The following is an 18329-nucleotide window of genomic DNA, read 5'->3' on the forward strand; positions in this document are numbered from 1 at the left end:
GTCCCAGATACGCCAAAAGCGGCACGCAGAATCACACATTGACTATGGAATGATTCAGGAGACCCGGAAAGGGGCTGTTAACACTTGTAAACAGATATTAACGGGCAGATCTAAATAACGCCGTCGGTATTCCGGCGGAACGGGCCGGGATAGTGTTGGTCGGACGTCCGGCGGCGATCCGGGCCGAAATAGGTCTTGCACCGGATGTAGGGGCGGGGCCGCATGATGACCGAATCGAGCCGTCCGAGCAAGGCGCGGGCTGTCAGCGGTTTGACCACGAACTCGTTGACGCCGGCATCACGGGCCTGAATGACGCGCGAACGCTCCGAATGGCCTGTGATCATGACCACGGGCAGGTAGGGGTTCGACGAATCGGGGGCGTTGCGCAGCATCTTGGTGAACTCGACGCCATCAATCGGGTCCATGTTGAAATCGACAAGGGCAATATCGGCTGGAAACTGACGCAGCATATCGAGTCCTTCGGCGCCATCGCGGGCCTCGCGGACATTACGGATGCCGGTGCCTTTCAGGATGGCGGCCACGATGGACCGCATATGCTGATTATCCTCAATCAGCAGAATTTTCAGACTACTGTAGTCAGCCATGGTTCAGATGCAGTTTGAATAGATGCGAGCCTTACGCCCGGGTTGTTATGGCGAACGCATAGAGCTGTTATGCGAAATGTCCAAATCTTTTAAAAGCGAACATTGATATTTCGGGGATATTTCCGACAGAGCGGATATTAGGTAACACCGATGTGGAAATATCGCTAAACGCTTGTGACCATGAAACTGGGGTCCATATGGAAATCGCCCCATTTGAGTCGCCAGCACAGGTGCGGGCCGGTGGCGCGGCCCTTGGCGCCGACGAGACCGAGCAATTGCCCTTGCACAACACGGTCGCCCTTCTGCACCAGCACATTGGACTGATGCAGGTACATCGATATGACGCCCAGACCATGGTCGATAAAGGTCAGGCCGCCTTCGTAAAACAGATCCGGCTCAGCCAGTACCACCAATCCGCCTTGCGGCGCATAGATAGGCGTGCCGATGGGGGCGGCCATGTCGAAGCCATAATGCGGGCTTTTCGGTACGCCATTGAGGACGCGCTGATTACCGAACTGGCCAGACACAATGAAGTTCTTGAGCGGATAGATAAAGCCGCCCTTGAAGGTGTCATCGGTGTCGCGGCTGGCGAAGGCTTCGGCCTTAAGGGCCGAATCGCGCTTGATGCGTTCCAGCACTTCCGGGGCTGTGGGGGTGACTGTTTCCGGGGGCAGGCCATCGACGCGCTGCACATCATAGAGGCGCGGGGTGAAAGCCAGGTCGAAACTGTCGCTGCCGGCGGGTGTGCGTATCTCGATACGGTAGGGCGATACACCGTCGCGGTCGATGCCGATATAGAACCAGCCTTCCGGCGAGGTATGGCCGCGTAATGTCCCGTTCAGCCATAGCTCGGCGTCAGGATCCGCCTGACCCACAGCATAGCCGCTTTGCTCGAAACGGCCGCGCAGACGAAAGGGCAGGTCAGCCGAAAAGGCCGGCCGCGCCAGAAAGCCAAGCGCCGCGCCAGCGCTCAAACTCAGCACGGAACGGCGGTTCAGCCCTTTGGATATCACGGGTTCCGTCTTTTCCAGGCCTGGGTCGCTTCTTCGGGACCGGCATAGGCTTCCTGCGTGCGCGGGTCCCAGTATTTCAGCGCTTCGAGCGGGATCTGCTTGCCGGAAACGGCGCAGATCACAAACTTGCCGGGGCGCATGAGCGTGTAGTCGCCATCGCCGTAATGGATGATGGCCTGGCCGGGCAAGGGAGAGGGCGTGTGCATATTCATGACGGCAACATAATCCGATGATGCCCCACGATCAAGGGCACCGACTTAAAACAGGCTGCCCTGATCCGGTGATGGCGGTTTAGGCTTGGCAGAGGCGGGTTTATGGGACGGATGGGGTTTCGGCGCTTCTGATCGGGCAGCCACGGGCGGCGGGCCATCGCCATGGGCGATGACGCCCAGGGTTTCGTGGTTCTTGAAGGTCAGAACCAGCGCCTCGCCCGGTGCAATGCCGGCGGGAGAGGTGACCAGCGCGCCATCGGCGCGGTTGACGCGGGCGAAGCCGGTATTGAGCGGACGATCCGGATCGAGACTGACGCGCAGTTGCTCCAGTCGCTTCAACTGCTCTGTGCGCTGAGAAAGGGTGCGCGTCATGGCCTCGCCAAGGCGTTTGGCAAGCTCGGGCAGGCGTTCGCCGCTGCGCGTAACGGTGCGTGTGAGCGCGGCGTCCATACGCGTGGTCAGGCTCGGCAGGCGCGCGTGGCTTTCGGCCAGGGTGACACGGCGCGCCACGGCCAGATCGAGGCGATGCGCCAATTGTGCCAGTTGTGTGTGTTTGAGCTGACGCGGCCGCTCCAGCAGACCGGGCGAAAAGCGGCCGGAGACGCGAACATAGGCGGTCTGGTGCAGGTTGAGGTTTTGCAGCAGGCCGCCGCCGAGACGGTGCGCTACATAATCCAGACGTTGCTGGGCAGAGTCGATCAGGTCGAGCGGCTTGGGCAGGGCGCGCGCCAGCATGGTCAGACGTTCGCGGCGGGTCTCTAACAGACGCGCCATGGTGCCCTGACGGCGGCGTTCGAGATCAGCGGTGAAGGCGCGCAATTCGCCCAGCACAGGCGTAGCCATTTCAGCCGCGCCGGTGGGGGTGGGGGCGCGCCGGTCGCTGACATAGTCGATCAAGGTGGTGTCGGTTTCGTGCCCGACGGCCGAAATGATCGGAATGGTGCAGGCATGGACGGTGCGGGCGAGGTCTTCATTGTTGAAGGCCCACAGATCTTCGACCGAACCGCCGCCGCGCGCCACGATGATGACATCGGGACGCGGAAGAGCGGGATCGGTGTGAAAACCGCGCAAGGCATGGATCACCTGAGGCGCGGCGGTCTCGCCCTGCACCACAACCGGCCAGACGATAACGCGGCACGGCCAGCGGTCGCGAATACGATGGAGGATATCTCGGATGACCGCGCCGGTGGGCGAGGTGATGACGCCGATGGTTCTTGGCGCGTAGGGGAGGGCTTTTTTAAGTGCCGGATCGAAGAGGCCCTCGGCGTGGAGTTTTTTCTTGATGCGATCGAGCTGGGCCAGCAAGGCGCCGACGCCGGCGACCTCCATGGCCTCGATGACGATCTGGTATTTCGATGACGCCGGGAACGTGGTGATCTTGCCGGTGACGATGACCTCAAGGCCGTGCTCCGGCTGGGCTTGCAGGCGACTGACATTGCCCTTCCAGATAACGCCGTCGATGGCGGCCTTGTCGTCCTTGATGGTCAGATAGACGTGGCCTGAGGCGTGGCGCGTCACCTTGGACACCTCGCCGCGCAGGCGGACGTGATCATAGGTGGTTTCGAGCGTGCGTTTGAGCGCGCCGGCCAGTTCGGACACCGAATAGGCGGCGGCATTACTTTGAGCGTTGGTTGATTCGGGGGGAAGCAGATCGTCGGCCATGCCTCAGTTTAGCGAAATTTGCGCCTGCGGCCAGCCTTCATGCCAAAACAGAGGTGTAAACTTATTTTTACGCGATCGTTAGGCTTTCCTTAGCGCCCCCAACTTAGGGTGAGCCTTTTAGTGCCCGTGTAGAACAGAGCCGATGCGCCAGCTTATGCCATCCTCGGACCTGGAAGTCAGCCGCCACGCTGCCTTTCATCAGCCGGAAAGCCTTGATGCCGAACCGGATTCCGGCTTTGGTCATCTTGTCACGCTGGCCGCTGATATCTTCGAGGCGCCGATCGCCCTGATTTCGCTGGCCGAAGGGGATACGCATACCTTTATCGCCTCGGTCGGCCTGGATATGACCTCGGTGCCGGCCAAGGTTTCCTTCTGCGATCACGTGTTGAAGCGCGGCGATGTGATGGTTATCCCTGACGCGACGTCTGATGCACGCTTTATGGCCAATCCGTTTGTGACGCGCACGCCGCACATACGTTTTTATGCCGGCGCTCCCTTGCGCCACGAAGGCGCCCTGATCGGCACATTCAGTATTATTGACACGCAACCGCGTGACGATTTTGACGCCATAAAGATTGGCCGCCTGCGAAAACTGGCTGATACCGTGGCGGCTATGCTGGCGATGCGCAAAGGGGCGGCGATCCGCAAGGCCACGATCCGGAAGCTTCAGGAAACCCAGCGCAAGCTCGAACTGATGGAAGAGGTGGCCGGTGTCGGTTACTGGCATATCAACGCCAAGAGTGGTGCCTGTTTCTGGTCTCGCGGTGTCTACGCCATTCATGGCCTGAACCGGGTCAGCTATCAGCCGCAGCTTGAAACCTCGATCGCGCTGTTCCATCCCGAGGATCGTGAGGCGGTCGAGCGTTGCGTCCGTCAGGCCATGGCAAACGGGGAGGATTTCACCTTCCAGCATCGCCTGATCCGTGCCGATGGCGAGGAGCGCATCGTCTATTCCAAAGGCGGCGTCGAGATGGACGAAAACTGCGCGCCTGAGTTCATTTTCGGCATCCTGCAGGACGTCACCGAACAGGTGCATCTGCAGGAAACCTTGCTTGCCGCCAAGGAGCATGCGGAGGCTTTCGTGCTTGCCAAGTCGGACTTCCTGTCGAATATGAGCCATGAGATCCGCACGCCGCTGACAACGATCCTCGGCTACGCCACCCTGCTCAATGGCGTGCCGGAAATGCCAAGCGATGCCAGACACTATGTCGGCCGTATCAATAAGGCTGGCGAGGCGCTGCTCAGCCTGATCACCGATATTCTCGACTTCTCGAAGCTGGAGGCCGGGCAGGTCAAGCTGACGCCGCAGCCAACGGATCTGCGCAGCCTGGCCTCGGATATCATCGACCAGTTCGCCGTGCTGGGTGAAAGCCGCAACATCACCCTGAGCCTCGCCTATGACGCACGCACGCCGGACTGGCTGATGCTCGATGAGGCGCGTCTGCGTCAGGTGCTGTACAATCTGATCGGTAACGCCTGTAAATTCACCCATGACGGCGCCGTCACCCTGTCGGTGGAGATGGATAAGACGGGCCGGCTGCGTGTCGAGGTCCGGGACAGCGGTCCCGGTATTGCGGCCGATCAGCAGGCCCGTCTGTTCACGCGCTTCAACCAGATCGACAACAGCATCAACCGCAAGCACGGTGGTTCGGGGCTTGGCCTGTCGATCTGCTACGAAATCTGCAAACTGATGCAGGGCGAGATCGGTGTAACATCGGTTCTGGGCGAGGGCTCGTGCTTCTGGTTCGAGATTCCGGTCGCCATTGCCAAAGCGCCTAAAGCGGTTACGGCCGCGCTCGATCTCAAGCCGTTTTTCCTTGAAGACCGCAAGGTGCTGATCGTCGATGATCATCCGATCAACCGCGAACTGATCCGTCTGTTGCTCACCGATTCAGGCCTGGAGATTCATGAGGTTGGCGATGGCGAGGCAGCGCTTGAAATCTGCGAAACCATCAAGTTCGACCTGATCTTCATGGACATCCAGATGCCTGTGCTCGACGGTATTGCCGCCACGCGCTGTCTGCGCGAACAGGGCGGCCTCAACGCGGAAACCGCCATTGTGGCGCTCAGCGCCGCCGCCCAGACCAAGCTTTCAGACGACACGCGCGGGCAGGGCTTTACCCATGTGCTGAGCAAGCCGATCGACATGCCGCAGTTTTTCGCCATCCTGCGCGATTGTCTCGAAGGCACGTTTATCTCGCACCGGCTGGCGGGCTAATTTAAGTTTTTATGATTTTTCGGCTTGACCGGAACCCGGTCGCAAAAACCTCACTTTCCAATTTGGAAAATTATGACTTGACGATTTGGAAAGTCGAGATTAAGTTTCCAATATGGAAAGCGAGGATCTGCATCATGCCAAATTCTGAAATTGAACCTAAAACCGATTTATCCCCCGCCGAATTGCTGGCCTCTGTGCGGGCCTCCCAAGCCATTATGGCGGATGGGTTTTCGCGCCATAGCTGGACTTATGACCTGACCTATTCGGCCCTGGCGGCCGTGATGGTCGGGGGATATGGCCTCCCGCTGCCCTATCCATTTTTGATTGAAGGTTTGGCTCTGGCGGGGCTGGTTGTTCTGGCCAAGTTATGGGCGCGCAAGCACGGCATTTGGATCAGCGGCTTGACCCCAAAGCGGGCGCGGTGGGCGGCGATAGGCATAGGCGCGGCCATGCTGCCCTTGCTTTTCATTACGGTTTGGGCGGCGCGCCTCCATAATGCGCCACTGGTTCCTTATCTTGCCGGGGGCTTGAGTTTTATCGTGGCCCTGGCCGGGGCGCGCCTGTGGCGGTATCTGCTCCGCCGTGAAGTGGGGCTGCAAGGATGACTGTGGTTCCCCACTTTGATGCGGTGATCCATGCGCCGGGGCGACTGCAAATCTGCGGCATACTGGCCACGGCCGATGCCGCGGAATTCTCGGCGATCCGCGAAGCCATTGGTGTCTCGGACTCTGTGATGTCCAAGCACATCAAGCTGCTGGAAGAGGCCGGCTATATCGTGGTCAAGAAGGCGGCACGCGAGGGGCGGCAGCGCACCTGGCTGTCCTTGACCGCTGAGGGGCGCATAGTCTTCACCAAACATATTGCTGAACTGACGCGTTTGGCCGGAATTGTCGGATAAAATTATGGCTTTTTGCCCCGGAATTGAGTAGGGGCTTGGGCCATGAACATTCTGCTGATCGGTTCGGGCGGCCGCGAACACGCCCTCGCTTGGAAAATCGTGCAATCGCCGCTTTGCGACAAACTGGTCATCGCGCCGGGCAATCCGGGCATGGCGGCTTTAGGCGCCAAAGACATAGAGTGCCATAATATCAAGGCGACGGACGTGGCCGGCCTGGTCGGTCTGGCGCGGGACATCAAGGCCGATCTGGTCGTGGTCGGTCCCGAAAATGCCCTGGCAGAGGGTTTGGCCGATGCCCTGGCCGTGGTCAATATTCCTTGTTTCGGTCCGAAGAAACAGGCGGCGCAGCTTGAGGCCTCCAAGGCCTTCACCAAGGATTTCTGCAAGCGCCACAATATCCCCACCTCAGCGTCGGAAACCTTCGATAACGTCGCTGAGGCGCGCGAATTCCTCAAAACCTACAGCCCGCCCTATGTCATCAAGGCCGATGGTCTCGCCGCCGGCAAGGGCGTTGCGATCTCGCCGGATTATCAGGACGCCGTGGCCGAGATCGAGGCCATGCTGGGCGGCCGTTATGGTCCGGCCAGTTCGAACATCGTCATCGAGGAATTCATGACCGGCGAGGAGGCTTCGGTCTTCGCTATCTGTGACGGCGAAACCGCCATGCTCTTCGGCTGGGCGCAGGATCACAAGCGCGCTTTCGACGGCGATACCGGCCCCAATACCGGCGGCATGGGCACCTATTCGCCGGCGCCTATCGTGACCAAGGCCTTACTGGATATTACGCAGAAAGAGATTCTTGATCCAACCATGGCGGGGATGAAGGCCGAGGGCAACCCCTTTAAGGGCGTGCTCTATCCCGGCCTGATGATCGAAAACGGCAAGCCTCGTCTGGTGGAATACAATGCCCGCTTCGGCGATCCGGAATGTCAGGTGCTGATGCTGCGGCTTAAAAGCGACATCGTGCCCTATCTTCTGGCGGCGGCCAAGGGTGGCCTCAAAAACATGCCGGCACCGGAATGGCATGACGAACCGGCGGTCTGTGTGGTCTATGCCGCCAAGGGCTATCCGGACAGCCCTCTGACGGGGTCGATCATCCGTGGCGCCGAGCAGGATTTCGGCGACGATGTCACCGTGTTCCACGCCGGCACCAGCCGCGCCGAGGACGGTTCTTTGCGCGCGGCCGGCGGGCGCGTGCTGAACATCTGCGCGCGTGGCAAGACCTTGCAGGACGCGCGCGATAAGGCCTACGCCGCGATCGGCAAGATCGACTGGCCGGGCGGCTTTTATCGCACCGATATCGCCTGGCGCGCTTTGTAAATCGCTGTCTTTGGCCGGTTAGCGTGTGACGACGTCTCTAGCGGGTATCCATCCTACCTGCGTCGCTCCGCTTCTGCTACTCGATGGCACCGGCCGTTACGTTTAGCCTTCGACCATATAGGTAAAAGGTTTTCCGCGTGATTCCGGCTCCCAGCCATCCGCGATGGCCTTGCCGATCTGAATGGCCACGTCCTGCTTGTTGACCTTCGGGCGCTGGGCATGGCGGCTGGGCTTCGGGAACGGATATTCCAGCAGCAGCACCTTTTGCGGGTTTTCCTCACGCTGCACCGAGATGCACAATCCCTTGGCGCCATCCACCGTGGCCCATTGCGGTTCACGGTGGATATGCCAGCGGTACGCGACGCCGTCGACCTTCGCGACGTCTTCCATGGCTCGTTTCGCCTTAGCGACCATTATTTACTCTTTTGAATCAGGGCTTCGAGGATCGGTTTGATCCATTTCTGCTTATCTACATCATAGACAGCGAAACCGCCATCCCAATACCAGTAAGCGGTAGCGAAGCCGCGTTTGTGGGCCGCCTTCGTCACCGAGGCGGTCCAGACGGCACGGTCCTCAAGCTTGCCGTGCTTATCGTAGGCGCCGTATTCGCCCAGAAAAATCGGTCGGTTGGCGGCCTGCGCCCACGCCTGCACCTTGTCGAAATCCGCGTCGATGGCGGCCACTTCTTCCGGCTTGCCGGTCCAGCGTACGCCCTTGGTGTCCTGAATGTTCTTAGGCGCCCAGCTTGCGCCCTGGTGCGTGAAAGGGAAGGGGTCGTAATAGTGGAAGGTGACGATCAGGTGTTTATCTTCCGCTGGCAGTTTGAGCAGCGCCAGATCGTCGCGGCTGTTCCAGTGCGTTGGCCCGACGATGACATTACGGGTCGGATTGGTTTCGCGGATGATCGCTATCAGATCGACCAGCCAGGCGTTCCAGATCTTGTCATCCACCTGGCCGTTCGGTTCGTTGAGCAGTTCAAAAATGACCTTGTTCGGCGCATTTCTGTAGCGCTCTGACAACTCGTACCAGACATTGGTCAGATTGGTGGCGCAGGCATCGGCATCCTTGGCGCAGAACTCGAAGTCGTGCTCATCAAGGATGACGTTGAGATCGCTGGCCAGCGCCGCCTGAACCACGTCATCGATACGTTTGAGGTAGGCGGCGTCCAGATGACCATCGGGCTGCAGGTGCTTGAAAGCAAACAATGGAATGCGAACGGTCGAGAAACCGGCCTCATGCACCTTGGCGAAATCGCTCAGGTGGAACTTGGTTTGGCCACCTTCCCAGAAGGCATCGTAACCTCCGATGATGTTGACACCGGCGCCCATGTTCGCCACCTGTTCGGCGGCCGAAATCTCGACAAAGGGCTTGGGGCTTTCAGCGTGAGCGGCTGAGGCCAGGCCTGCCGCACCGGCCATCAGGGCAAACGCCAACCGAAGGCCCGTCATGGGTTTGAACATATATCATCTCCCTCATTTATCGTTGTTATGAGGGGAAGGTAGTCCGCGAGGTTTACCGAGTCAAACCCTGCGCGCCACTTCTGACAGCGTTGTCGAGAAAAGCCAGCAGACCGGCTTCATCGTCGAATTTGGCGCGGATCGGCAGGCAGGCGATTCGGCTGCGCCAGGCCGGATCAAGCTTGATCCAGTCCTTTTGCGTGGTGATGAGCCGGGCGCCCAAGGCTTCGGCTTCAGCCATCAGCCTGGTCAGATCGTTAGGGGTAAGGGCGGCATGGTCGGGAAAGCCGCGAAAGCCCGCGATATCATAGCCTTCGCTCTGCAGGGTAGCCTCAAACTTCCAGGGCTTGGCGATGCCGGCAAAGCCAAAGACCGGTGCGGGGATCGCTGGTGCATGGGCTTGCAGGCGGGCGACGAAGACCGGTTTGTCGCCGAGCAGAGCGATCAGATCCGGATCGGGCTGGGCGTCATCGTCCGGCATCCACAGTATGCAGAGGTCAGCACGCTCAAGGCCTTGCGCCAGCGGTTCACGCATCGGGCCATAGGGGCAGATGCCATTGTCGCCGAAGGGCCAGGCACCGTTACGCGTATCGCCGTCGATGACCAGTATATGCAGGTCCTTGGTGATTTTCAGGTTCTGGTGAGCGTCATCGACCACGGCGATGATCGGCTTAGGTTTTTTGCGCACCTTTTCAATAAGACGCAAACCGGCGGCGCGGTCATGGGCAATGACGAAGGGGTGATCCTGCGCCAGCATCAGCGGTTCGTCGCCAACTTCGGCAGCGCTATGGAGTGCAGGATCGACCCCGATCGGCCCGGCCAGCGTGCCGCCGTGACCGCGCGACAGACCGTAAGCCTGAGGCGCCAGCAGGCTGAGGATCTCATCGGCGATGGGCGTCTTGCCCGATCCACCGAGCGTCACATTACCGATGCTGATAACGAACAGCTTTGAACGGTAGGGCTTGGCCGTGGCGCTTTTGATCGTATTGATCGCCAGCCACAGCAGGGACAAAGGCCACAGGAGGAAACGCCACCACGGCGCGCCAGCGGCGTTTTTCTTATACCACCAGTCCGGGGTTTTGATCGTCATGGCGTGTGTTCGGGCAACAACGGCGACAGCGCCGCCCAGACGGTATCAAGCGTATTGGCTTCGCGCTTGCTGACGATATTCGCCTTTTCGTTGGCGGTGCGCACCACTTCAGGGTGCTGGCGCAACTGGCTGAGCAGGAAGCCGAGTTCGCTCGGCCCCTGAACGCGGAAGCCCGCATCATCATCGAGCAGGTCGGCATAGATGCCGCTCCAGTTGCTGATATCCGGCCCGGTGATCACCGCCTTGCCAAGACGCGCGGCTTCGAGCGGATTATGCCCGCCAATGTTTTCCAGAAAGCTGCCGCCCATGATGGTGATGCCGGCGAGGCTGAAAAAGACGCCCAGTTCGCCCAGCGTATCGGCGAGGTAAACGTGGGTCTTGGCGGTGATCTTTTCGGTCTTCGAGCGCTGCGCCACTTTCAATCCCATGGCTTCGAGATCGAGCCTGATCTCGGCGGCGCGGATGGGATGGCGCGGCACCAGAATCAGCAGGTCGCCGCCCCATAACGCCGGTTCCAGCGTCTTGGCGATCAGGCCGTCCTCGCCATAATGCGTGCTGGCCGCCAGATAGGTGAACTGCTTGCCGACCAGCTTTTTCAGCTCTGACAGGGCAGCCTGATCGACCGGCAGGGCAGCGCCGACCGATTTGAGATTGGCGCGCGGACCGACGACGGCACCTATGGCCTCCAGCCGTTCCTCGCTGTCGGCATCCTGTGCCATGATCAGGCTGTAGCCCTTGAGCAGGGTGCGAACCCCGCCCTGGAAACGCTGCCAGCCCCTGTAGGTCTTCTTGGTGATGCGCGCGCTCAGCAACACATGCGGCACCTTGCGCAGGCTCAGTTCGCGCAACTGGATCGGCCAGATGTCGCTTTCGATGAAGACGGCCAGATCGGGACGCCAGTGATCGAGGAAGGCCTTGACCGCCTGCGGTGTATCGATCGGCGCAAACTGGTGGATGACGCCTTCTGGCAGGCGCTTGGCGAGAATATCGGCCGAGGTCGTGGTGGCGGTGGTGATCAGGATGGTGAGGTCCGGGCGCTCGGCGGCCAGCACCACGATTACCGGCAGGGCCGAAAGGCTCTCACCGACGCTGACGCCATGGAACCATACGAGTCCTCCGGAAGGGCGCGGCTTATCGGTCTTACCGAGACGTTCGGTGTAACGCACGGCATCTTCCTTGCCGCGCGCCACACGGTTTTTCAAAAGGCGCGGGGCGATGCCGTGGGCCAGTCCCATCAAACGACGATAGAGGGCCAGCGAAAAGCTCATGACGTCAAACTCGCATTCAAACCCAAAAGCGCGTCGGCGCGATCGGTGACGGCGGTCAGGGCCTGTTCGGCCTCAAGGCGCAAGGCCTCAAGCGCGGCTTCGTCCGTATCGGCCGGCACGGGCGGCAGCACGCCCCAGACCATGGCGCCTTTGGTGAAGGGCAGGGGCACACGCATCCGGTCCCAGGTGTTGAATTCGAGATAGGTCTTGGTCGATTGGCCCAGCACCACCATCGGCGCCTGACTGATCTGCGACAGCTTGAGCGAGCCCTCCGTCATGACGCGCGACGGACCGCGCGGGCCATCGGGGGTCATGGCAACGCAGCGGCCGCCGGTCTCCTTGTCGCCGCGTATCCAGCGGATCAACTCGCGGAAAGCGCCGGCGCCGCCTTTTTGCTTCGTCGGATCGGACTTCTTGGCTGATGAGCCGCGGATCGAATGGTAACCGAAGCGCGTATTGATCTTGACGCTGACATCGCCGCTTTTCGACATCGAGGCCAGCACACAGACCGGCTGCCCGCGATCGCGCGGCCATGAGGCGTGGCCGAGGTGCAGGCGACCATGCCAGAACATCAGCACGACCGGGCCCTTGCCATCCCAGATGGCTTCGACGGCGTCTTGCCCCTCGACCCGCCAGGTGGTGGTGGCGTAACAGAACTTGAGATAGCCAACGATAATCGTGGCGATCAGGGTTTGCATAAAATCGGATTGCAGCAGTTTTTTCACGCGACCACCTCCGCAACATAGGGCTGGCCGAACTGGGTGGCGGCGAGGGTGGCGTAAAGCCCACCGCTGTTGATCAAAGCGTTGTGCGTGCCGCGTTCTACGATTTGGCCGCCATCCAGCACCAGAATCTGGTCGGCGTGGCGGATAGTGGAGAGGCGGTGCGCGATCATAAAGGTGGTGCGGCCGGCCATCAGGCGCTCCAGCGCTTCCTGCACCTTGATCTCGGATTGGGTATCGAGTGCCGAGGTGGCCTCATCGAGCAACAGGAGCGGGGCGTTTTTAAGGAAGGCGCGGGCAATGGCGATACGCTGCTTCTGACCGCCGGAAAGACGCGAACCGGCCTCCCCAACGCTGGTGTCGTAGCCTTGCGGCAGGGCACGGATGAAATCATCGGCAGCGGCATCCTTTGCAGCCTGTTCGATTTGCGCCGGTGAGGCGCCGGCAGTGCCGTAAGCGATATTGGCGCGGATGGTGTCGTCGAACAGGAAAGGGTCTTGCGTCACCAGCGCTATCTGGTCGCGCAACGAAGAGAGGGCGATGTCGCGGTGGCTCACATCATCGAAACGGATATCGCCGTCGCTCAGATCATAGAAGCGCGGAATCAAATTAAGCAATGTTGATTTTCCGGAGCCGGACGGGCCGACCAGCGCGATGCTCTCGCCCGCCTTTACAGTGAAGGATACGGCGCGCAAAACCGGGGCGTCGCCATAGGAGAAGCTGGCCTTGTCGAAGGTTATAGCCTTGAAATCACGCGGTAACGTCTTGGCGTTGGCGGTCTCGGTTATTTCCGGCTCGATATCTAGCGCGGCGAAGAGACGTCGGGCGGCGGTCGTGCCTTGCGTAAACGTGCCTTGCAGACCAGCCAGTTGGCGCAGGGCCTGGCTGGCAGTGCCAAGCGCTGCGATGAAGGCGAACAGGCTTCCGACGGTGATGGCGCCGCTCTGGGCGCGCCAGCCAGCATAGCCCAGAAGCCCCGCCAGCAACAGGGTAGTCAGCACTTCGGTGGCGGGTGCGGCCATCGAACGGGCATTGGCACCCTTGATCATATGGCTCTGGCGGCGGGCGATGACGTCGCCGATGCGCGCCTCTTCGGCAGTCTCCTGATTGCTGATCTTGATGATTTTGACGCCATCCAGGCTTTCCATGACGGCGGTCGAGAGGGTCGAGGTCTCCACCATGGTGCCCTGCGCCGCCTTGCGCGTCAGCTTGAGGTAGCGTCCCATCACCAGACTGATGAGGGGGGCAGCGACCAGCACAGCCAGGGTCATGCTCCAGTCATTGATCAGCATGGTGACGATGCCGCCCGCCACGATCAGGCTGGCTTGCACGTATTGAACCACGCCGGTTGAGGCGGCATCGCGCACCAGATCGGCGTCATACAGCACCGACGACAGGTATTGACCGGAGTGGGCCTGTTGCAAACGGCCGAGATCGGCGCGGACGAGGCGTGAAAACAGTTGTCCCTGGATCTTGCCGACAAGCTGATTGCCGAGCTGATTGAGGGACACGGTGAGGGCGCGCTGCCCCAAGAAGCGGATCAGGCCTGTGACGATAATCACGGCTGGCACGATCACCAGCGGATGCGCGCGCAGCCAGGTCTTCAGATCGGCAGGGAAGACTTTCAGCGAGGCTTCGGCGCTGGCGGCGTGAAAGAGAAGGTCGATGGCCGGGCCGAGCCACCAGGCCAGAATCGAGGTGGTGATGGCCACGACAACGGCGCCCAGGAGCGCTATCGCCAGCAAACCTCGTTGGGGCTTAAGATATTGCACCCACACGCGCGCCATCAGCGCTTTGGCGCTAAGGTTGTCTGGGGCGGTCGAATTTGCTTGGTTCATCGATCGGTCTGGTAATCGCTTTTTGAGCATTTATATAGGTTTATGCGTCAATTCTGTAAGCCTGTCGCCTGTTTATGTGTTAATGGCAGGGCGAATCCACAACGCCGTAAGCCTGAAGGCTGTGGCAAGGGCGAGTGTTTGCGCGACGCCTGAGCACAAAGAGACTGTATGAAACTGCTGCCCAAGAAGATCCACAAAAAGGCGTTTCCTACTGACACCAAGTGGGGGCTTTTCACCACCTATATGCATTATCTGTGGGCCGATCACGCCTATCTGCGCGTCGGTTTCACCAATGCGCACTGGATCGGCAACGACATGGTGCGGACCAACCAGCCGTGGCCGTTTCAGTTGGCCTGGTGGAAAAAAGAGGGCATCCGCACGGTGATCAACCTGCGCGGCGGCAAGGGCTCGTTCTATTATCTTGAAAAACACGCCTGCGAAAAGCTGGGGCTCAAGCTGGAGGATTTCGGCCTGACTTCGCGCAGCCTGCCGACCGCGGCGGAATTCCGTGAGGCCAGGGCGCTGTTTGAGCGCATCGAATATCCGGCGCTTTTGCATTGCAAGTCGGGCGCCGACCGCGCCGGCATGATGAGCGTGCTGTATCGCCACTTCCATCTTGGCGATCCGATCCGCGAGGCGGCCAAGGAACTGGGCTTGCGCACCCTGCACATGAAGGCCGGGCATACCGGCGTGCTGGATTATGTGTTCGAGGTCTATCTGCGCGATATCGAACCGAAAGGCATCAGCTTCTATGACTGGACCCAGAGCCCGGACTACGATCCGGATAAGATCAAGTCGACCTTCCACGCAAGCTGGTGGGGTACGTTGCTCACCGATAAGTTACTGAAACGGGAGTAGTTTTACTCATCAGGCGCACTAAAGGCAGCCATCATACGCGGTCTGTCATAGTCGAGAAGCCATTTATCGAAATTATGATAGATGTTGAGCAACGCTTCAGCCGTCAGGGCTTTAACATCCATCCCCCTATCGTCATAGATTCCCATGAATACTTCTGATTTGGGGCTATACAGATAAATTTCGACAGGAACACTAGGTTCTATTGGCATCTCACGGGTAATAGCGCCCCAGATCAAGACGTCGCGCATGGTCTTGTTATTAGATACATCATAGGCAGTCCAGTTTATGGGAGAATAATCTTCATCATCTTCCGTTCCTGGCGGTTTTGCGCACCATTCCGTCATGGGAATGCCGCCGTCGAAGCCGGTCATTTTCAGAATATCAAGTCCGGTTTTGCAGCCTTTGTGCTTACGGTAAAAGAATTCACCTTTTTCTAGCGTCCAGAACCCTACGATCGCCAGCAAAGGTGTTGTCGACGGGAAAACGTAGTCTGCAATGTGCCTCGCCCGATCAAAGGCCTGAACGAAACGTGGCACAGATTGGGTTATATTATGAAATTCCTCTCCCCCCAGTTCAAAACGTAATGAATAGGGGGAGCGGATAAAACGGTCGTACCAATCAGGCCCTGGCACCGCAAAATCCATCATAATCAGTGGCTGTGATCGTCTGAGGAAGGATCGATCAGCTTATGGGCGTGGATGACGAAATAACGCATCAGCGCATTATCGACCGTCGATTGCGCCTTGGCGCGCCACGCTGCGACGGCCTCGGTGTTATTGGCGTAGGCGCCGACAAACTCGACCTTTTTCAGATCCTTGAAGGTGGTGCCGTCGAGGCTCAAAAGCTCGCCGCCGATGACGAGGTGGAGGAGTTGTTTGTCGCTCATAATCTTACTCGCTAAATATCAAAGGTGTTCCAGGTGAGCGCAACGCCGGATGATATCATCGAAAAGCGGTGCGCCCGCGCAGATCAGGGAGGGCTTGAGGCTATCTATAGCATTGAATCCGTAAGGATTACCTAAATGGTCTGTGACAATCGCGCCAGCCTCCTGCGCGATCAGGGTGGCGGCCGCCACGTCCCAGTCACGTTTTGGCGTAAGCGCAATGGTGAAATCGGCCTTGCCGGCGGCGACGCACACCATGCGGTAGGCGACGGACGGGCGCGAATGGACGCTGAGGCGCGGCCATGGCACCGGCCATATATCCTTGCCGAACAGGCGGGAATCGCCGAGCACTTCGGAATCTTCCAGTTGGATACGCTGGCTGGCGCGGATCGGCTGGCCGTTGAGCCAGGCGCCTTCGCCATAGGCGGCCGCGTACATTTCAGATGAATCAGGCGCATAGACCACGGCGGCGACCGGCAGGTTGGCCTCGATGACCGCCAGGGCGATGGTCCAGTAGGGACTGCCCTTCGACAGGCCCATGGTGCCGTCGATCGGATCAAGTACGAAGGTGCGCACGGAGGTCAGGCGTTCGGCGTTATCGGCTTCCTCCTCGCTCTGCCAGCCATAATCGGGGCGAGCCGCGAGCAGGGCCTCCTTGAGCCACAGATTGACCTCAGTATCGGCATTGGTGACGATGGAGCCGTCGGCCTTGTAGCTGGTGATTAGGCCGTTGGCCTTGAGGTGCTGGGCAAGCGCCCCCGCACGACGCACCTTGTCGATAATCAGTTCGAGGTCGGTGGCGTGATCATCGCGCATCATTTGCCCCCAAGGCTCAAGCCTTCGACGAGCAGGCTTGGTGTATCCATGGTGCCGCGAACCTCCAGATCGGAGGCGGGAACCAGCCGCTTGAAGATATCGATCAGATTACCGGCGACGGTGATTTCATTGACCGGATAGGCGATGACGCCGTTTTCGAACCAGAAGCCCGAAGCGCCGGCCGACCAGTCGCCTGTATCGTTATTGACGCTGGGACCGAACATCGAGGTGACAACGACCCCCTTGCCCGCCAACTGCATAAGGGCTTCCGGCGATTGCGTGCCGGCTTCCAGCGTGATGTTGTGTGTAGCGACGCCCGGCGGGCTGGCAAGGCTGCGCGAGGCGTGGCCGGTCGAGGGCATGCCGAGTTGCTTGCCGGCGCCGGTGTTGAGCAGCCAGCCGGACAGGACGCCATCCCTGATGATCGCGCGCCGGCTGACCGCCACGCCTTCATCATCGAAAAAGCATGAGCCAAGGCCACGGACGCGCAGCGGATCATCGATGATCTGCACAGAGCTGTCGAAAAGCTGATGGCCCAGTTTCTTCTTCAAAAAGGACGAGCCGCGCGCAATCATGCTGCCGGAAATAGCGCCGAGGAACTGGCCGATCACCGACTTGGCGATGCGCTTGTCAAACAGGACTGCCGCTTTTTGGGTCTCGATCTTGCGGGCGCCCAAAGAGGCCAGGGCGCGTTCGGCGGCCAAGCGGCCGGTATCGTTGACATCGGGCAGGTCAGCGGCAAAACGGACGCTGCGGCCTTCGCCATCGCGCTCCATATTGCCGTCGGCATCCGTGGCGATAAAGCGGCCGGACTGGAAGAACAGGCTGGTCTGGTGCGTGCCGCGGAAACCATCGGAGGTCAGCATCGACCACATATTCTGTACATAGCCGGTGCTGGCGGCGTCGCTTTGCAGCGCGTCATTGCCAGTCGCCAGTCCGCCGGCTTCGATATCGAGCGCGCGCTGTTGCAGGCTTTCGGCGCTGAGATGCGTCGGGTCGAAGAGTTGCAGATCCGGCTTTGTGGCTGCGGGCTTGTAGAGCAGCGCCGGATCGGCCAGGCTGGCATAGGGATCTTCCGGCGCCAGGGTGGCCATGGCGACGGCACGCTCGACCAGGCGATCGAGCGTCGCTTTCGAGAATTCGGAAACCGAAACGACAGCCTGTTTCCGGCCGACGAACACACGCAGGCCCAGATCGCTGTTCTCATCGCGCTCGACGGTTTCAACCTCGCCCTTGCGAACGCCGACCGACAGCGAACGGCTTTCGGCGAAGACTGCCTCGCAGGCATCCGCGCCGGCCTTGCGGGCAGCGGTCAGGATATCGTCAAGGCGCTGGACTTGCGCGTCTGCGCGGGCGGAATCTGGGTCGTTTCGCGTTTGCAACATGAAAAATCTATAGGCCCGCGCCCCGTGGTTACGCAAGTCTCGTTTGTGACAATTCGATCTGGCGAAAGATTCGCATAACGGCTT

The 18329-nt window shown here is 60.0% G+C and carries 19 protein-coding genes; 5 read left to right on the forward strand and 14 right to left on the reverse strand.

Features of this window, described 5'->3' with window-relative positions; translation table 11 throughout:
• Positions 1-110: 110 nt before the first annotated feature.
• The 4 genes from B060_RS0117845 to xseA form a co-directional block, all read right to left on the reverse strand.
• A complete protein-coding gene (locus tag B060_RS0117845; RefSeq protein WP_018083167.1) occupies positions 111-605 on the reverse strand; it encodes a response regulator in 495 nt (164 codons plus the stop codon).
• A 164-nt stretch (positions 606-769) separates the two neighbouring features.
• Complete coding sequence (locus B060_RS0117850; RefSeq protein ID WP_018083168.1) at positions 770-1618, reverse strand: M23 family metallopeptidase; 849 nt, start codon at positions 1616-1618, stop codon at positions 770-772.
• Positions 1615-1830: a DUF2093 domain-containing protein gene (locus B060_RS0117855; RefSeq protein ID WP_018083169.1), complete on the reverse strand. Its 216-nt coding sequence runs from the start codon at positions 1828-1830 to the stop codon at positions 1615-1617. Before B060_RS0117855 ends, B060_RS0117850 begins: the two co-directional genes overlap by 4 nt.
• Before the next feature lie 45 nt (positions 1831-1875).
• Entirely contained in the window at positions 1876-3492 is a 1617-nt protein-coding gene (xseA, locus tag B060_RS0117860) for an exodeoxyribonuclease VII large subunit (protein WP_018083170.1), read from the reverse strand.
• A 154-nt stretch (positions 3493-3646) separates the two neighbouring features.
• Here xseA and B060_RS0117865 point away from each other — a divergent pair, with 154 nt between their 5' ends.
• From B060_RS0117865 to purD, 4 genes are read left to right on the forward strand one after another with little or no spacing between them, the layout of a single operon-like run.
• Entirely contained in the window at positions 3647-5710 is a 2064-nt protein-coding gene (locus B060_RS0117865; RefSeq protein WP_155847899.1) for an ATP-binding protein, read from the forward strand.
• Positions 5711-5721: 11 nt separating this feature from the next.
• Positions 5722-6315 (forward strand): hypothetical protein, encoded by a 594-nt coding sequence (locus tag B060_RS0117870; protein WP_155847900.1) that lies wholly within the window; start codon positions 5722-5724, stop codon positions 6313-6315.
• On the forward strand, positions 6312-6608 hold the full coding sequence (locus B060_RS0117875) for a transcriptional regulator (protein ID WP_018083173.1): 297 nt from the start codon (positions 6312-6314) through the stop codon (positions 6606-6608). Before B060_RS0117870 ends, B060_RS0117875 begins: the two co-directional genes overlap by 4 nt.
• Positions 6609-6650: 42 nt before the next feature.
• Complete coding sequence (purD, locus tag B060_RS0117880) at positions 6651-7928, forward strand: phosphoribosylamine--glycine ligase (protein WP_018083174.1); 1278 nt, start codon at positions 6651-6653, stop codon at positions 7926-7928.
• Between the two features lie 102 nt (positions 7929-8030).
• Here the strand turns inward: purD and B060_RS0117885 are convergent, their stop codons facing one another.
• From B060_RS0117885 to B060_RS0117910, 6 genes are read right to left on the reverse strand one after another with little or no spacing between them, the layout of a single operon-like run.
• Entirely contained in the window at positions 8031-8318 is a 288-nt protein-coding gene (locus tag B060_RS0117885) for a hypothetical protein (protein ID WP_026172946.1), read from the reverse strand.
• A 23-nt stretch (positions 8319-8341) separates the two neighbouring features.
• Positions 8342-9388, reverse strand: coding sequence for a glycoside hydrolase family 5 protein (locus B060_RS0117890; RefSeq protein ID WP_018083176.1), 1047 nt, complete (start codon positions 9386-9388; stop codon positions 8342-8344).
• Positions 9389-9440: 52 nt separating this feature from the next.
• Positions 9441-10475, reverse strand: a complete 1035-nt coding sequence (gene lpxK, locus B060_RS0117895) for a tetraacyldisaccharide 4'-kinase (RefSeq protein ID WP_018083177.1) — start codon at positions 10473-10475, stop codon at positions 9441-9443.
• Positions 10472-11743 carry a 3-deoxy-D-manno-octulosonic acid transferase gene (locus B060_RS0117900; protein ID WP_018083178.1) on the reverse strand — a complete coding sequence of 424 codons (1272 nt, stop codon included), beginning with the start codon at positions 11741-11743 and terminating at the stop codon, positions 10472-10474. Before B060_RS0117900 ends, lpxK begins: the two co-directional genes overlap by 4 nt.
• Entirely contained in the window at positions 11740-12468 is a 729-nt protein-coding gene (locus B060_RS0117905) for a lysophospholipid acyltransferase family protein (protein WP_018083179.1), read from the reverse strand. Before B060_RS0117905 ends, B060_RS0117900 begins: the two co-directional genes overlap by 4 nt.
• Positions 12465-14303, reverse strand: a complete 1839-nt coding sequence (locus B060_RS0117910) for an ABC transporter ATP-binding protein (RefSeq protein WP_018083180.1) — start codon at positions 14301-14303, stop codon at positions 12465-12467. The genes B060_RS0117905 and B060_RS0117910 overlap by 4 nt, the downstream gene beginning before the upstream one ends.
• A 168-nt stretch (positions 14304-14471) precedes the next feature.
• On the opposite strand from B060_RS0117910, the gene B060_RS25090 reads away from it, so the two are divergent.
• The gene (locus tag B060_RS25090; protein WP_018083181.1) at positions 14472-15161 is read left to right on the forward strand and encodes a fused DSP-PTPase phosphatase/NAD kinase-like protein; all 690 of its coding nucleotides are present in this window, start codon (positions 14472-14474) and stop codon (positions 15159-15161) included.
• 2 nt (positions 15162-15163) lie between these two features.
• On the opposite strand, the gene B060_RS0117920 is transcribed toward B060_RS25090, so the two are convergent.
• From B060_RS0117920 to B060_RS0117935, 4 genes are read right to left on the reverse strand one after another with little or no spacing between them, the layout of a single operon-like run.
• The gene (locus B060_RS0117920; RefSeq protein ID WP_018083182.1) at positions 15164-15808 is read right to left on the reverse strand and encodes a DUF3885 domain-containing protein; all 645 of its coding nucleotides are present in this window, start codon (positions 15806-15808) and stop codon (positions 15164-15166) included.
• Positions 15809-15810: 2 nt separating this feature from the next.
• A complete protein-coding gene (locus B060_RS0117925; protein WP_018083183.1) occupies positions 15811-16047 on the reverse strand; it encodes a DUF4170 domain-containing protein in 237 nt (78 codons plus the stop codon).
• An 18-nt stretch (positions 16048-16065) separates the two neighbouring features.
• Complete coding sequence (locus B060_RS0117930) at positions 16066-16860, reverse strand: inositol monophosphatase family protein (RefSeq protein ID WP_236621672.1); 795 nt, start codon at positions 16858-16860, stop codon at positions 16066-16068.
• A complete protein-coding gene (locus B060_RS0117935; RefSeq protein ID WP_018083185.1) occupies positions 16860-18245 on the reverse strand; it encodes a TldD/PmbA family protein in 1386 nt (461 codons plus the stop codon). Before B060_RS0117935 ends, B060_RS0117930 begins: the two co-directional genes overlap by 1 nt.
• Between the last annotated feature and the right edge of the window lie 84 nt (positions 18246-18329).

The sequence above is a fragment of the Asticcacaulis benevestitus DSM 16100 = ATCC BAA-896 genome (assembly GCF_000376105.1).
Taxonomy (GTDB): Bacteria; Pseudomonadota; Alphaproteobacteria; order Caulobacterales; family Caulobacteraceae; genus Asticcacaulis; species Asticcacaulis benevestitus.

Coding starts and splice junctions, on each gene's coding strand:
- B060_RS0117845 (WP_018083167.1), bottom strand. CDS start 605: ATGGCTGACTACAGTAGTCTGAAAATTCTGCTGATTGAGGATAATCAG.
- B060_RS0117855 (WP_018083169.1), bottom strand. CDS start 1,830: ATGAATATGCACACGCCCTCTCCCTTGCCCGGCCAGGCCATCATCCAT.
- xseA (WP_018083170.1), bottom strand. CDS start 3,492: ATGGCCGACGATCTGCTTCCCCCCGAATCAACCAACGCTCAAAGTAAT.
- B060_RS0117865 (WP_155847899.1), top strand. CDS start 3,647: ATGCCATCCTCGGACCTGGAAGTCAGCCGCCACGCTGCCTTTCATCAG.
- B060_RS0117870 (WP_155847900.1), top strand. CDS start 5,722: ATGATTTTTCGGCTTGACCGGAACCCGGTCGCAAAAACCTCACTTTCC.
- B060_RS0117875 (WP_018083173.1), top strand. CDS start 6,312: ATGACTGTGGTTCCCCACTTTGATGCGGTGATCCATGCGCCGGGGCGA.
- purD (WP_018083174.1), top strand. CDS start 6,651: ATGAACATTCTGCTGATCGGTTCGGGCGGCCGCGAACACGCCCTCGCT.
- B060_RS0117885 (WP_026172946.1), bottom strand. CDS start 8,318: ATGGAAGACGTCGCGAAGGTCGACGGCGTCGCGTACCGCTGGCATATC.
- B060_RS0117890 (WP_018083176.1), bottom strand. CDS start 9,388: ATGTTCAAACCCATGACGGGCCTTCGGTTGGCGTTTGCCCTGATGGCC.
- lpxK (WP_018083177.1), bottom strand. CDS start 10,475: ATGACGATCAAAACCCCGGACTGGTGGTATAAGAAAAACGCCGCTGGC.
- B060_RS0117900 (WP_018083178.1), bottom strand. CDS start 11,743: ATGAGCTTTTCGCTGGCCCTCTATCGTCGTTTGATGGGACTGGCCCAC.
- B060_RS0117910 (WP_018083180.1), bottom strand. CDS start 14,303: ATGAACCAAGCAAATTCGACCGCCCCAGACAACCTTAGCGCCAAAGCG.
- B060_RS25090 (WP_018083181.1), top strand. CDS start 14,472: ATGAAACTGCTGCCCAAGAAGATCCACAAAAAGGCGTTTCCTACTGAC.
- B060_RS0117920 (WP_018083182.1), bottom strand. CDS start 15,808: ATGATGGATTTTGCGGTGCCAGGGCCTGATTGGTACGACCGTTTTATC.
- B060_RS0117925 (WP_018083183.1), bottom strand. CDS start 16,047: ATGAGCGACAAACAACTCCTCCACCTCGTCATCGGCGGCGAGCTTTTG.
- B060_RS0117930 (WP_236621672.1), bottom strand. CDS start 16,860: ATGCGCGATGATCACGCCACCGACCTCGAACTGATTATCGACAAGGTG.
- B060_RS0117935 (WP_018083185.1), bottom strand. CDS start 18,245: ATGTTGCAAACGCGAAACGACCCAGATTCCGCCCGCGCAGACGCGCAA.